Raw genomic sequence first — 14,840 nt, 5'->3', positions numbered from 1 at the left:
TAGTTATGAGCCTATTGAGCCACGGTTATTAGGGTCTTTGTTTGATAAGGAACAATAACGAACATAAAACGAAATAAAAATGACCACAAAAAACCATCAATGTGATCATAATCACGATTTTTGGACGTTTTTCTATTTCATAACGTTAACGAATCGCTCAAAATCCGCCGTGGTTTCATGAAAGTGTAACAATTGCGCCATTCGTCACAGCGACACCAGGCGTATTTGTCGACAATGGCGCTCGTTATGGAACACAAAAACACCACATTCGATATCCGCTCAATCATCAAATGAACGTAAAAGGTCATATTGATGTGATAACAGATAAAGCCATCGGAGGCGCTCATGTTGAGTATTTTTAAGCCGGCCGCACACACCGCCCGTGTGCCGAGCGATAAGGTAGATCCGCTCTACCGTAAGCTGCGCTGGCAAATTTTCCTGGGGATCTTCTTCGGTTACGCCGCCTACTACCTGGTGCGTAAGAACTTCACCCTGGCCATGCCTTACCTGATCGAACAAGGCTTCAGCCGCGGCGACCTCGGCTTCGCGCTGTCAGGCATCTCCATCGCCTACGGCTTCTCCAAATTCATCATGGGCTCGGTCTCCGACCGTTCCAACCCGCGGGTGTTCCTGCCCGCCGGCCTGATCCTGGCGGCGGCGGTGATGTTGTTCATGGGCTTCGTGCCGTGGGCCACCTCCAGCATCGCGGTGATGTTCGTTCTGCTGTTCCTGTGCGGCTGGTTCCAGGGCATGGGGTGGCCGCCGTGCGGCCGCACCATGGTGCACTGGTGGTCGCAGAAAGAACGCGGCGGCATCGTTTCCATCTGGAACTGCGCCCACAACGTGGGTGGCGGCCTGCCGCCGCTGCTGTTCCTGCTGGGTATGGCCTGGTTCAACGACTGGCACGCGGCGCTGTACATGCCGGCCTTCGGCGCCATCCTGGTGGCCCTGATCGCCTTCGCCCTGATGCGCGACACCCCGCAATCCTGTGGCCTGCCGCCGATTGAAGAGTACAAAAACGACTATCCGGACGACTACAGCGAAAAAGACGAAGAAGAGCTGACCGCCAAGCAGATCTTCATGCAGTACATTCTGCCGAACAAGCTGCTGTGGTACATCGCGGTCGCCAACGTGTTCGTCTATCTGCTGCGTTACGGCATTCTGGACTGGTCGCCGACCTACCTGAAAGAAGTGAAACACTTCGCGCTGGACAAATCTTCCTGGGCCTACTTCCTGTATGAATACGCCGGTATCCCGGGCACCCTGCTGTGCGGCTGGATGTCGGACAAAGTGTTCAAAGGCAACCGCGGCGCCACCGGCGTGTTCTTCATGACGCTGGTGACCATCGCCACCGTGGTGTTCTGGATGAACCCGGCCGGTAACCCAACCGTGGACATGATCTGTATGCTGGTCATCGGCTTCCTGATCTACGGTCCGGTGATGCTGATCGGCCTGCACGCGCTGGAGCTGGCACCGAAGAAAGCCGCCGGCACCGCCGCGGGCTTCACCGGCCTGTTCGGCTACCTGGGCGGCTCGGTTGCGGCCAGCGCCATCGTCGGTTACACCGTGGACTTCTTCGGTTGGGACGGCGGCTTCATGGTGATGATCGGCGGCGGCGTGCTGGCGGTTATCCTGCTGCTGCTGACCATGCTGAACGAAAAGAAACACCACGCGGAAATCGCCGCCAAGCGCGGTTAAGCGTCACACGACTTTTGCATGATTTAAAGGCCGCCCTGCGGCCTTTTTACTACCCTGCCCCCAACAACACGGAGAAAAACGGAATGCGGACTCAAGTCAAAGCCCTGCTGACAGGGATCATTCTCGCCACCTCGATGGTCAGCGCCGCACAGGCGGCGGACAAAGTGGTGATCGCCCACCGTGGCGCCAGCGGCTACCTGCCGGAACACACCCTGCCGGCGAAAGCGATGGCCTACGCCCAGGGCGCCGATTACCTCGAACAAGATCTGGTGATGACCAAGGACAACGAGCTGGTGGTGTTGCACGATCATTACCTCGATCGCGTCACCGACGTCGCCGAACGCTTCCCGGACCGCGCGCGCAAAGACGGCCGCTACTACGCCATCGACTTTACGCTGGCGGAGATCAAATCGCTGAAGTTCACCGAAGGCTTTGAAATCGAAAACGGCAAGAAGGTACAGGGTTATCCTGGCCGCTTCCCGATGGGCAAATCCGACTTCCGCGTACACACCTTCCAGGAAGAGATCGAGTTCGTGCAGGGTCTGAACCATTCGACCGGCAAGAACATCGGCATCTACCCGGAAATCAAGGCGCCTTGGTTCCACAAACAGGAAGGCAAAGACATCTCCAGCAAAGTGCTGGCGGTGCTCAAGCAGTACGGCTATACCGGCAAAAACGACAACGTCTACCTGCAGTGCTTCGACGCCAACGAGCTCAAACGTATCAAGAACGAGCTGGAGCCGAAGCTGGGTATGGACCTGAAGCTGGTGCAGCTGATCGCCTATAACGACTGGCAGGAAACCTACGAGCAGAAAGCCGACGGCAAGTGGGTAGAATACGACTACGACTGGATGTTCAAACCGGGCGCGATGAAGAAAATCGCTCAGTATGCCGACGGTATCGGACCGGACTACCACATGCTGGTGGTAGCGGATAAATCCAAGCCGGGCCATATCGTGCTGACCGACATGGTGAAAGAAGCGCACGCCAGCAAGCTGGCGGTGCATCCGTTCACCATCCGCGCCGATGCGCTGCCGAAATACGTGACCGACGTGAACCAGCTGTATGACGTGATCTACAACCAGGCCGGCGTCGACGGCGTGTTCACCGACTTCCCTGACAAGGGCGTGCAGTTCTTGCAGAAGCAGGGCCAGCACAAGTAATAACAAGGGCGCCGCAAGGCGCCCTTGGATTGCTGACAAAGGAGGAAAAAACGTGGTTTTTCCTCCTTTGTGGATATCAGTCGAAAATCAATAAATTAATTTTCCTTGTTCTTTTAGATATTGCCTTCTTTACGCTCGGCAATATCATCCGGTTTATTATTTACTTTAAGGGCGCCGTAAGGCGCCCTGGTTATTTCAGAGGAACATCTTGCGCAGGTAGTGCGGCACCGCGTTATCGACGTTGGAGCCGATCACTTCCAGCTCCGGCAGCATATCCTTCAGGCGCTGATGCGCATCACGCATGATGCAGCCCTTGCCGGCCATCGACAGCATCTCCAGATCGTTCATGCCGTCGCCGAAGGCGATGCACTCTTGCAGCGTATAGCCGATGATCTTGGCCACTTCTTCCAGCGCATGCCCTTTCGACACGCCGCCCGCCATCACTTCCAGGCAGGTCGGGAACGAGAAGCTGACATTGACCCGATCGCCCCAGCGCGCGTTGATGGCGTCTTCCACCTGCAGCAAACGCTCGTGATCTTCACAGGTGAAGTAAACCTTGCAGACGCCGTCGGTTTCCAGCAGGCCCGGCTCAAACAGCTGATATTTGAACACCGACTCCTGGAAGAATTCTTCCTGCTCCGGGCTTTCGCGGTTGGTAAACCAATCGTCGTTACGGTAGACGTTGGTGGTGATCTCCGGATCGTCGTGCAGCATGCCGTACAGATCGCGGGCGATATCCCCGTCCAGGTTATGGCTGAAAATCAGCTCGCCGGCGGTGTTATGCACCCGCGCGCCGTTGGAAGTGATCATAAAGGCGCTGATCTCTAGGCTGTCGCGGATCTGCCCCACGTCGATATGGTGGCGGCCGGTGGCGAACACGAAATGCACGCCGCGTTGGGTCAGCAACTTCAGCGTTTCTTTGGCGTACGGCGACAGGGTATGGTCAGGAGACAGCAGCGTGCCATCTAAATCGGAAGCGACGACGTGATACATAGCGTTATGTTCTAACCTCTGATGGAGTTGTCGGCGGCAGCGCGCCGCCTAAGTGTTGAGCAAAGAAGCGCAGGATTGCGTTCAGTGCTTCGGCGCGCATCGCGTCCCGCTCGAACAGGATCTCATGGCGTGCGCCGTTGATAACCCACGGGAGCCCCCCTTCGCAAGGGCGCCCCGCGTCTGACAGAGCCTGACAAAAAGCCTGGTGCGAACGGTTGTCGACCACCCGCTCCTCACCGGCTTGCAAAAGCAACAGCGGCGTTGTTATCTCCCCGGCCTGAGCGATAATCTGCCGGCCGGCACGAATGCTCTCCCGCACCCAATGGTAGGTCGGCCCGCCCACCTGCAGCTCGGGGTAATCGGCATAATAGCGCAGGCTGCGCCGATAGCGTTCGCGGCTGTGGGTCAACACGTTAACCACATAGGGCAGCGGCCGCCACTGGCCGGTGCCCACCGCGTAATAGTCGCGGATCGCCGGGCGGGTCTCCGCCCAGTCGAGAATGCGGTCGGCCAGCCAGCCCGGCATCGGCAACTGGATGCCGAACATCGGCGCGCAAAACGCCGCCGCGTCGAACGCCTGCGGCCGACGCTGCAGGAACTGCGCCAGGATCGCGCCACCCATCGAATGCGCCAGCGCGAAGCGCTGCCGATAAGCGCGCGATTCGACCTCGCGCTGCCAAAGCTGCTCGAAATCGTCCACGTAGTCGGCGAAGTTTACCACATGACCGCGGTGCGTATCCGCCAGTAAACGGCCGGAGCGCCCCTGGCCACGATGATCGACGATCACCACGTCGTAACCGCAGTGGAACAGATCGTAGGCCACCTCGGGGTATTTCACGTAGCTTTCGATGCGGCCGGGGCTGACCACCACCACCCGCTGATGCCGTGCGGAGCGAAAACGCACAAAGCGGATCGGCACGCCGTCCACGCCGCCGAACTCGCCTTCTTCCCGCAGCCGCCAGAAGTCCAGCAGCGGCCCGGTGGCGAAGGCAGCGAACTGCGTTTCACGCGTTAACCAGTCATCGGAGCTGAGAGTGAACGAGGTCATCGAGAGCGTTTTCCCTGTGGGGCCGGCGGAAAATGTGACCGCTGGCACAAGAAATCATACTAGCGTATTGTGATTCAATTCTTACAAAAAACGGCGCCGCCTCGGCGCATTGTGGCACAAAACGACACTTTCAGGGAGCCGAGAACCATGACCTTGGACTGGTGGTTAACCTACCTGCTGACCACGCTTATCCTCAGCCTGTCCCCCGGCTCAGGCGCCATCAATACCATGAGCACCGGCATCAGCCACGGCTATCGCGGCGCCGCCGCATCGATCGCCGGGCTGCAGGTCGGGCTGAGCGCGCACATCGTGCTGGTGGGCATCGGCCTCGGCGCGCTGATTTCTCAATCGCTGCTGGCGTTCGAACTGCTGAAATGGCTGGGCGCCGCCTACCTGGTGTGGCTCGGCATCCAGCAATGGCGCGCCGCCGGGGCGCTGGATCTGCATGCGCTGGCGGGCAGCATGCCGCGCCGCCGTCTGTTCCGCCGTGCGGTGCTGGTCAACCTGACCAACCCGAAAAGCATCGTGTTTCTCGCCGCGCTGTTCCCACAGTTTATCTTGCCTAATCAGCCGCAGGCCGAGCAGTATCTGGTGCTCGGTGTCACCACCGTGGTGGTGGATATTCTGGTGATGATCGGTTACGCCACCCTGGCGACGCGCATCGCCGGCTGGCTGAGAACCCCGCGCCAGATGCAACTGCTTAACCGGGTGTTCGGTTCGCTGTTCATTTTGGTGGCGGGGCTGCTGGCGACCGCCCGCAAAGCCTGACAAAAAAGGCCGGGCATCGCTGCTCGGCCTTTGGCGTTTCACTGCCGGTCAACGGGTAAAGATCAGGTGTAACCCGAAGCCGGTAAACAGCACGCCCGCCACCCCGTCTATCCACTTGGCCAACCGCTGATAGCCGCGGCGCATCGCCGGCAGCGCAAACACCACCGCCACCAGGCTGAACCAGACGAAGGTCTCGGCGACGATCAGCAAGAACAGCCCCCAGCGCGCCCCGGCGCCGACGCTGTCGCCGACGAACAGCGAGAACACGCTGCCGAAATAGATCACCGCTTTCGGGTTGGACAGATTGGTCAGGAAACCGCGAATAAAGCTGCGCCCGGCCTTCGGCAACGCCACCTGGGCCTCCGCCGCCGGCTGCGCTTGCTGCGCCCGCGCGGAGCGCAGCAGTTGCCACCCCATCCAGCACAGGTAAATGCCGCCGCCGACCATGATGATCTGATGCAGCCAGGCCATCTTCTGCAGGATCAGATGCAGCCCCATCAACGCCACGCCGGCCCACACCACGATGCCGAGCGAAATGCCGACTACGCCCATCATCGCCTCGCGGCGCGAGCGGCTGGCGGCGGTTTGCGACACGAAAAAGAAGTCCGGCCCCGGGCTCATCAGCGCAATCAGATGCACCAGCGCCACGGTGAGAAACAGCATCAGCATGATTTATCGCCCTCAGTCTTCATCATTGTCGAGATGGTCGCGGATCATCGCCATAAAGGGCGCGCCGAAACGCTCCAGTTTGCGCTGGCCGACGCCGTTGACGCTCAGCAGATCGCCGGCCTTAATCGGCATCTGTTCGGCCATTTCCAGCAGCGTGGCGTCGTTGAACACCACGTAGGGCGGAATATTTTCTTCGTCGGCGATCGACTTGCGCAGTTTGCGCAGCTTGGCGAACAGCTTGCGATCGTAATTGCCGCCGTAGGATTTCTGGTTGGCGCTGCCGCGCGACTTCAGGCTCTGGATACGCGGCACCGCCAGCTGCAGCGCCACCTCGCCGCGCAACACCGGACGCGCCGCCTCGGTCAATTGCAGCGCCGAGTGCATGGCGATGTTCTGGGTGATAAAACCCAGGTGGATCAGCTGGCGCAGCACGCTGGTCCAGTGTTCGGTGGTTTGATCGCGGCCGATGCCGTACACCGGCAGCTTGTCGTGACCGTATTCGCGAATGCGCTGGTTGTTGGAGCCGCGCAGCACTTCCACGATGTACCCGAGGCCGAAGCGCTGGCCGACGCGGTACACGCAGGACAGCGCCTTGCGCGCGTCCTCCAGCCCGTCGTAGCGCTTGGGCGGATCGAGGCAGATGTCGCAGTTGCCGCAGTTCTCGTGCTTGCCTTCGCCGAAGTAGTTGAGCAGCACCAGACGGCGGCAGGTTTGCGCCTCGGCGAACGCGCCCATGGCGTTCAGCTTGTGGCGCTCGATGTCCAACTGCTGCCCGGCGGGTTTTTCCTCCAGGCAGCGGCGCAGCCAGGCCATGTCGGCCGGATCGTACAGCAGGATGGCTTCGGCCGGCAGGCCGTCGCGCCCGGCGCGGCCGGTCTCCTGATAATAGGATTCGATATTGCGCGGGATGTCGAAATGCACCACGAAGCGCACGTTGGGTTTATTGATGCCCATGCCGAAGGCGACGGTAGCCACCACCACCTGCAAATCGTCACGCTGGAACGCTTCCTGCACCTGCGCGCGGCGATCGTTGTCCAGCCCGGCGTGGTAGGCGCCGACGCTCAGCCCGCGGCTTTGCAGACGCGCGGCGGTGTCTTCCACCTTGGCGCGGCTGTTGCAATAGATAATGCCGCTCTTGCCGCGCTGATCCTGCACGAAGCGCCACAGCTGATCGAGCGGTTTGAATTTTTCCACCAGCGTGTAGCGGATGTTCGGCCGGTCGAAGCTGCTGACCTGCACCAGCGGGTCCTGCAACGACAGCAGGCGCACGATATCACCGCGGGTGGACTCGTCGGCGGTGGCGGTCAGCGCGATCACCGGCATCGACGGGAAGCGCTGTTTCAGCTGACCCAGCGCGCGATATTCCGGCCGGAAGTCATGGCCCCACTGCGAAATACAGTGCGCCTCATCCACCGCCAGCATCGCCGGCGGGCAGTGGTCGAGCAGGTTGAGGAAGCTTTCCATCATCAGCCGTTCCGGCGCGATGTACAGCATCTTGATGGTGCCGTTGCGGCAGCCGGCCATGACGTCCAGCTGCTCCTCACGGGTTTGCGTCGAGTTATAGCAGGCGGCGGAAACGCCGTAGGCCAACAGTTGGTCGACCTGATCCTTCATCAGCGAGATCAGCGGGGAAACCACCAGCGTCAGGCCGTCCATCACCAGCGCAGGGATTTGGTAGCACAACGACTTGCCGCCGCCGGTCGGCATTACCACCAGGCAATCCTGCCCGCCGATCGCGGCGTTGATAATCGTTTGTTGGCCCGGACGGAATTGCTGGTAGCCGAAGGTATCGCGCAATACCTGCTCGGCCAGCAACTCTCTGTTAATCACTGCTGCGGTTGACACACACTTCCCCATTTTTTCATCGGTACACACCCACCGGGTATGATTACATAATATCGTTCAGCATGACACCAACGCCCACCCGTGTCTGCCGGAAGTTGTAGTCGATCAGCGATTCGCCGTAGCCGCTGAACACCTGGGTATAGAAACGCACGTTGCGGGTGATCGGATAGCTCCAGCCCAGCTCCGCGCCGCCGTAGCCGCTGTTCCAGTTATAGTGGCTGTCGACGCTGAACACGCTGTCGCCCCAGGCGTAACCGACCTTCAACCGGTAGTATCCCATGTATTTGGTGATGTCCGGGTTGTCATCGTTGCTCGAGCTCTCCGAGAAGCGGAACCAGGGCTTGAGATCCACCTGCCAGTTGCCGTTTTGCGCCATCAGCCGCGCATAGCCGCGATTCCAGCTGCGCGACGTCGGATCAGAGCGGCCGTTAGACTGGTGGTTAACGCCGATTTCAATATCGCGCAACGTCCAACCAGCAAAGCGGTAATCGGTCGCCCACCCTACGAACAGCTGCGGCTCGTAGTTGGTCTCGCGGAACGGTGAAGACTCGCCGCGGTTGGACAATTGCCACCAGGAGCGCTGAGTATAAGACGCGCCGAGCACCGAGTTGTCGCCGGCAATGCCCCGCCACAGCGGAAACGCCAGGCTAAGCTGGTATTTCACCTCGTCCTTGCGCGCCTTGTCGGCCCAGTTGTACGTCTTGATGGCTTCTTTGTTGATATCGCTGGTGTCGGTATACAGCAGATAATTGGGATCGTAAGGATACAGCGTGAACGGATTATCGTGCTCCTGCAGCAGGTTGGCGATAATGCTGCCGCGCACCGCCGGCTTATCGTGAATCTGCTGCTCTTTGGCTTCCTCAGCCAATGCCAGCGCCGGCATCAGCAGCGTGGCGGAAACGATCCCTGACAAAATGCGCATAACCTCTCCTCACTCCAACGAAAAAGGGCAATCCCGGAAAAAATCAGGCCATTTTACACACAAAGGAGGCTTTACCGCAGCGCAGGCCGGTTTTATTGGAATAGTCTGGAAAGCAACAAAGGTTAAGCATAAAATCAACATTCCATTAACCTGGACTGACCAGTTAGCTCCTTTAAAACGCAAAAGAAAAACGGAAACCCGCTATGTCGACCACAGCACTGACCCTGGAAGCCGCCCGCCGCAAGATCGGCGAAATCTTTGTCTACCACATGCCGTTCAACCGCGAGCTTGGCCTGGAGCTGCGCCGCTTCGACGATGATTACGTCGAGTTGAGCTTCACCAACCAGCGCAAGCTGGTGGGCAACGCCGCACAGGAGATTTTGCACGGCGGCGTGATCGCCGCGGTGCTTGACGTCGCCGCCGGATTGGCCTGCGCCGGCGGCGTGCTGACGCGCATGGAGCCGCTGATCGAAGAAGAGATCGCCGCCAAGCTGTCGCGCATGGGCACCATCGATCTGCGCGTCGACTATCTGCGCCCCGGCCGCGGCGAGCACTTCGTCGCCTCCGCCAGCGTGCTGCGCAGCGGCAACAAGGTCGCCGTCGCGCGCGTAGAACTGCATAACCACGACGGCCTGCATATCGCGACCGCCACCGCCACCTATCTGGTCGGCTGATGATTGTGTGCGGTGAGCGTCTTCAGTACACTCACCGCATCTTACGTTCCCCACCCGAGTGACGTCATGGACGCAAAGCAAACGCGTCAGGGCATTTTCTTCGCCCTGGCCGCCTATTTTATGTGGGGCATCGCCCCGGCCTATTTCAAACTGATCCAGCAAGTATCCGCGGACGAGATCCTCACCCACCGGATCATCTGGTCGTTTTTCTTCATGCTGGCGCTGATCACGCTGGGCCGCAACTGGCCGAAAGTGCGCGCCGCCTGCCAAAACCGCAAACGGCTGCTGCTGCTGGCAGTCACCGCGCTGTTGATCGGCGGCAACTGGCTGCTGTTCATCTGGGCGGTGAACAACCACCATATGCTGGAAGCCAGCCTGGGCTATTTCATCAACCCGCTGGTTAACGTGCTGTTGGGAATGCTGTTTCTCGGCGAGCGCTTCCGCCGCATGCAGTGGGTGGCGGTGGCGCTGGCGTTCACCGGGGTGCTGGTGCAGCTCTGGCAGTTCGGCTCGTTGCCGATCATCGGTCTGGGGCTGGCGTTCAGCTTCGCCTTCTACGGCCTGCTGCGCAAGAAAATCGCCATCGACGCCCAGACCGGCATGCTGATTGAGACGCTGTGGCTGCTGCCGGTGGCGGCGGCCTATCTGTTCCTGTTCGCCGACAGCCCCACCAGCCACCTGAGCGCCAACCCGTGGTCGCTGAACCTGCTGTTGGTCGCCGCCGGCATCGTCACCACCGTACCGCTGCTGTGCTTCACCGCGGCGGCTACCCGGTTGCGCCTGTCGACGCTGGGTTTCTTCCAGTATCTCGGCCCGACGTTGATGTTCCTGCTGGCGGTCACCTTCTACGGTGAGACCATCGGCCAGGATAAGCTGGTGACCTTCGGCTTTATCTGGGCGGCGCTGATCCTGTTCACCCTCGACGCGCTCTACACCCAGCGCAAGCTGCGCTGAGCCCGGCGCCGCCGGGTTACAGCCAGTTCTTGCGCTTGAAGTACAGGTATGGGGCCAGACCGGCCAGGATCATCAAGGTGATGGCGCCCGGATAGCCGAATGACCACCTCAGTTCCGGCATGAATTCGAAGTTCATGCCGTAGCTGGAAGCCACCAGCGTAGGCGGCAGGAACACCACCGACACCACCGAGAAGATCTTGATGATGCGGTTCTGTTCGATGTTGATGAAGCCCATCGCCGCCTGCATCAGGAAGTTCACCTTTTGGAACAGCGATTCGTTGTGCGGTAGCAGGGATTCGATGTCGCGCAGCACTTCACGCGCCTGCTCCAGCTGGCCGGTTGGCAGACGCGCCTTGCGCACCAGGAAGTTGAGCGCGCGTTGGGTATCCATCAGACACAAACGCACCTTCCAGCCGATATCTTCCAGCTCCGCCAGCGTCGACAGCGCGGCGTCGTATTCGTCGCCCTGATGCCCTTCCATGATCACCCGGCTGAGCTGTTCCAGATCGCTGTAGATGTTCTCTATCTCGTCCGCCAGCTGTTCAATCTTGGTTTCGAACAGATCCAGCAGCAGTTCGTAGGCGTTGCCTTCGAGCATGGTCTGGTTGCGGGCGCGCATGCGGTACAGGCGAAACGCCGGCAGTTCACGCTCGCGCAGGGTATACAGGCGGCCGTCGCGGATGGTGAACGCCACCGTGGAGTTGCCGGCGTGATCTTCCGCATCTTCAAAGTAGAAGAAGGAGTGGATATGCAGACCGTCTTCGTCTTCGAAGAAACGGGCGGAGGCTTCGATGTCGTCCAGTTCGGGACGCGTCGCCAGGCTTTGTCCCAGCTCATTCTGCACGCGCTCACGCTCGCCCTCTTCCGGCTCGACCAGGTCAACCCACAGCGATGACGTGAGATCATCCGAGTCGTCCAGCTCCAGACGGGACAAGCGGCGGTTATCTAATTTAAAAGCGCTCAGCATGTGCCAAAACTCCGTGAAGGTAACGGGTGTGGACAACGCGTTGAAGCACAGAAACAGAGGGGATGCGTATCACCGATTTGTTTCAGACCATGAAGAGATCTGACTCATAGCGACGCTTTGCGGGGTCGCCGACAACCACGAAGGCTATCAGCAAAAACGGAGAGCCTTAGAAGTTATACCTGCGGCGCAGGTCAGTGAGCCAGTATCTACTGGGTGTGTCCAAGGCGTCTGTCCTCAATGATAATAGTGCGCGCATGTTACGCCGAGAAGAAAAAGCCTGTCAACACGTTAGGCGGGATAATTGCGCAACAAATCATCACGATGATCAATGGCAGAAATGGCGCGTAAACCGTACTGAAAAAGTCGCGGCGATCGCTTACCGCCACCAAGAATGTTGCTAAGATGACATCACCCTGATGGTACGACAAGCATGCGGATTTAAACGATGAAACAGATTACCGCCCATGAACTGACCGCGATGAGCGAACAGGCCGCCAGCGTGGCCCGCCTGCGCGCGCACCGCACCTTACACGAAGAGCTGAGCGACCCAGTGCAACGCCTGGCGATCGCCATGGAACCCGGCACCTATATCCGCCCACACCGCCACCCGCAAACCTGGGAGCTGCTGACGCCGCTGCGCGGCCGTTTTGTCGTGTTGCAGTTCAACGATGACGGCGTGGTGACGCAGCGCACCCTGCTCGGCGAAGAAACCAAAGTGCTGGAGATGCCGGCATTTACCTGGCATGCGGTGCTGTCGGTCGATGCCGGCGGCGTGGTGTTCGAAGTGAAGCAGGGCCCGTATCAGGCGCTGACCGAAGAGGACTGCATGCAATGGGCGCCACAGGAAGGCGGCGAAGGCACCGAAACGGTGATGCGCTGGTATGCCACCGCGCAGGTCGGCGATCGCTACCCTCACGGATAATGAACGATTGCAGGGGCGTGCCCCTGCAACTCCCCCCTCTCTTTATACCGTTTCCAGGCGAGCGTAGGCCGCCACCAGCCACTTGATGCCCTCGCCCGGGAAGGCGATCTGCAGCCGGCTGTGCTCGCCGCTGCCTTCCAGATTGACGATGGTGCCTTCGCCAAACTTGGGATGGCGCACGCGCTGGCCCAGCTTGTAGCCGGTATCGTTCTCGCTGATCGGCGTGCCCATGCGGCGGTGATTGACCGGCCGCGATACGCTGGCGCGCAGGCGCACTTCTTCCACGCACTCTTCCGGCAGTTCGCCGATAAAGCGCGACGGCCGATGGTAAACCTCTTTGCCGTACAGACGGCGCGTTTCGGCGTAGGTCAGCGTCAGCTTCTGCATGGCGCGCGTTACGCCCACATAGGCCAGACGGCGCTCCTCCTCCAGACGGCCGCCTTCATCCAGCGACATCTGGCTCGGGAACATGCCTTCTTCCATACCGACGATAAACACCAGCGGGAACTCCAGGCCCTTGGCGGAGTGCAGGGTCATCAGCTGCACCGCGTCCTGATAGGCGTCGGCCTGGCCTTCGCCCGCCTCCAGCGCCGCATGCGACAGGAACGCCTGCAGCGGCATCAGATCCTGATCTTCGTCCTGATAGCTGAACTGACGCGTCGCCGTCACCAGCTCCTCAAGGTTTTCGATACGTGCCTGCCCCTTTTCGCCCTTCTCCTGCTCATACATGATGAACAGCCCGGAATCGCGGATCACCCGGTCGGTCTGCACGTGCAGCGGCATATCGGCGGTTTCATGCGCCAGCGACTCCACCAGTTCGATGAAACGCTGCAGCGCCGAGGCGGCACGGCCGGCCAACACCTTGTCCTGCATCAGCTCGCGCGTCGCCTGCCACAGCGTCAGCTGGCGATCGCGCGCCGCCTGGCGCACCACGTCGAGGGTGCGATCGCCGATGCCGCGCGTCGGGGTGTTGACCACGCGCTCGAAGGCCGCATCGTCGTTGCGGTTGGAAATGAGGCGCAGATAAGCCAGCGCATCCTTGATTTCCTGACGTTCGAAGAAGCGCTGGCCGCCGTAGATGCGGTACGGCATCGCCGTCTGCAGCAGCGCCTCTTCCAGCACGCGCGACTGGGCGTTGCTGCGGTACAGGATGGCGCAGTCGTTCAGCGCACCGCCGTTGTCCTGCCAGGTCTTGATGCGGTTGACCACGAAGCGCGCTTCGTCGAGTTCGTTGAAGGCGCAGTAGATGGAAATCGGCTCGCCTTCGCCGCCTTCGGTCCACAGGTTTTTGCCCATGCGCCCGTCGTTGTTGGCGATCAGGGTGTTAGCCGCTTTCAGGATGTTGCTGGTGGAACGGTAGTTCTGCTCCAGGCGGATGGTTTCCGCGCCGGGGAAGTCCTTCAGGAAGCGCTGGATGTTTTCCACCTGCGCGCCGCGCCAGCCGTAGATCGACTGGTCATCGTCGCCGACGATCATCACGTTGCTGTTGCCGCCCGCCAGCAGGCGGATCCAGGCGTACTGGATGCTGTTGGTATCCTGGAATTCGTCCACAAGCACGTTGGTGAAACGTTCGCGGTAGTGGTTGAGGATATGCGGCTTGTTCAGCCACAGCTCGTGTGCGCGCAGCAGCAACTCAGCGAAATCCACCAGCCCCGCGCGATCGCAGGCTTCCTGGTAGGCCTGGTAGATGCGCAGCCAGGTGGCCTCTACCGGGTTGTTGTAGGTCTCGACGTGCTGCGGGCGCAGACCCTCGTCTTTCTTGCCGTTGATGTACCACATCGCCTGACGCGGCGGCCACTGCTTCTCGTCAACGTTCAGCGCCTTGATGATGCGCTTGAGCAGCCGCAGTTGGTCGTCGCTGTCGAGGATCTGGAAATCTTGCGGCAGGTTGGCTTCCAGGTGGTGGGCGCGCAACAGACGGTGCGCCAGGCCGTGGAAGGTGCCGATCCACATGCCGCCCTGGCTGGTGCCGATCAGATGTTCGATACGGTGGCGCATTTCCGCCGCCGCCTTGTTGGTGAAGGTCACCGCCATGATCGAATACGGCGAACAGTTCTCCACCGACAGCAGCCAGGCGATGCGATGCACCAGCACCCGTGTCTTGCCGCTGCCCGCCCCGGCCAGAACCAACAGGTTGCTGCGCGGCGCCGCCACGGCTTCACGTTGTTTTTCATTCAGGCTGTCGAGCAGATCGGAGACGTCCATAGGCACCACTAA

General features: G+C 60.3%; 13 protein-coding genes. 6 read left to right on the top strand and 7 right to left on the bottom strand.

Annotated features, from left to right (window positions below; translation table 11 throughout):
- Positions 1-345: 345 nt before the first annotated feature.
- Entirely contained in the window at positions 346-1,698 is a 1,353-nt protein-coding gene (gene glpT / locus ACYF6X_RS00870) for a glycerol-3-phosphate transporter (protein ID WP_063989070.1), read from the top strand.
- An 83-nt stretch (positions 1,699-1,781) separates the two neighbouring features.
- Positions 1,782-2,861, top strand: coding sequence for a glycerophosphodiester phosphodiesterase (glpQ, locus tag ACYF6X_RS00865; protein ID WP_019452531.1), 1,080 nt, complete (start codon positions 1,782-1,784; stop codon positions 2,859-2,861).
- A 195-nt stretch (positions 2,862-3,056) separates the two neighbouring features.
- Here the strand turns inward: glpQ and yigL are convergent, their stop codons facing one another.
- Positions 3,057-3,854 carry a sugar/pyridoxal phosphate phosphatase YigL gene (gene yigL, locus ACYF6X_RS00860; protein WP_063989071.1) on the bottom strand — a complete coding sequence of 266 codons (798 nt, stop codon included), beginning with the start codon at positions 3,852-3,854 and terminating at the stop codon, positions 3,057-3,059.
- A 4-nt stretch (positions 3,855-3,858) separates the two neighbouring features.
- Positions 3,859-4,902, bottom strand: a complete 1,044-nt coding sequence (gene pldB, locus ACYF6X_RS00855; RefSeq protein WP_130017534.1) for a lysophospholipase L2 — start codon at positions 4,900-4,902, stop codon at positions 3,859-3,861.
- Between the two features lie 147 nt (positions 4,903-5,049).
- Here pldB and rhtB point away from each other — a divergent pair, with 147 nt between their 5' ends.
- A complete protein-coding gene (gene rhtB / locus ACYF6X_RS00850) occupies positions 5,050-5,670 on the top strand; it encodes a homoserine/homoserine lactone efflux protein (RefSeq protein WP_025304879.1) in 621 nt (206 codons plus the stop codon).
- Between the two features lie 48 nt (positions 5,671-5,718).
- Here the strand turns inward: rhtB and rhtC are convergent, their stop codons facing one another.
- From rhtC to pldA, 3 genes are read right to left on the bottom strand one after another with little or no spacing between them, the layout of a single operon-like run.
- Entirely contained in the window at positions 5,719-6,339 is a 621-nt protein-coding gene (gene rhtC / locus ACYF6X_RS00845; protein WP_016929486.1) for a threonine export protein RhtC, read from the bottom strand.
- Positions 6,340-6,351: 12 nt separating this feature from the next.
- Entirely contained in the window at positions 6,352-8,184 is a 1,833-nt protein-coding gene (gene recQ / locus ACYF6X_RS00840; RefSeq protein WP_033636658.1) for an ATP-dependent DNA helicase RecQ, read from the bottom strand.
- 43 nt (positions 8,185-8,227) lie between these two features.
- On the bottom strand, positions 8,228-9,106 hold the full coding sequence (gene pldA, locus ACYF6X_RS00835; protein WP_063989073.1) for a phospholipase A: 879 nt from the start codon (positions 9,104-9,106) through the stop codon (positions 8,228-8,230).
- A 203-nt stretch (positions 9,107-9,309) separates the two neighbouring features.
- Between pldA and ACYF6X_RS00830 the strand changes: the two genes are divergently transcribed.
- Positions 9,310-9,780, top strand: a complete 471-nt coding sequence (locus tag ACYF6X_RS00830; protein ID WP_004934267.1) for a thioesterase family protein — start codon at positions 9,310-9,312, stop codon at positions 9,778-9,780.
- A gap of 66 nt (positions 9,781-9,846) precedes the next feature.
- Positions 9,847-10,734, top strand: coding sequence for an EamA family transporter RarD (gene rarD / locus ACYF6X_RS00825; RefSeq protein WP_025304876.1), 888 nt, complete (start codon positions 9,847-9,849; stop codon positions 10,732-10,734).
- 16 nt (positions 10,735-10,750) lie between these two features.
- On the opposite strand, the gene corA is transcribed toward rarD, so the two are convergent.
- Positions 10,751-11,701: a magnesium/cobalt transporter CorA gene (gene corA, locus ACYF6X_RS00820; RefSeq protein WP_063989074.1), complete on the bottom strand. Its 951-nt coding sequence runs from the start codon at positions 11,699-11,701 to the stop codon at positions 10,751-10,753.
- Between the two features lie 445 nt (positions 11,702-12,146).
- On the opposite strand from corA, the gene ACYF6X_RS00815 reads away from it, so the two are divergent.
- The gene (locus ACYF6X_RS00815) at positions 12,147-12,623 is read left to right on the top strand and encodes a WbuC family cupin fold metalloprotein (protein ID WP_063989075.1); all 477 of its coding nucleotides are present in this window, start codon (positions 12,147-12,149) and stop codon (positions 12,621-12,623) included.
- Between the two features lie 42 nt (positions 12,624-12,665).
- Here the strand turns inward: ACYF6X_RS00815 and uvrD are convergent, their stop codons facing one another.
- Positions 12,666-14,828 carry a DNA helicase II gene (gene uvrD, locus ACYF6X_RS00810; RefSeq protein ID WP_033649640.1) on the bottom strand — a complete coding sequence of 721 codons (2,163 nt, stop codon included), beginning with the start codon at positions 14,826-14,828 and terminating at the stop codon, positions 12,666-12,668.
- Between the last annotated feature and the right edge of the window lie 12 nt (positions 14,829-14,840).

The sequence above is a fragment of the Serratia sp. ID 25-353 genome (assembly GCF_054792795.1).
This window is presented reverse-complemented; position numbering and strand designations above follow the sequence as displayed.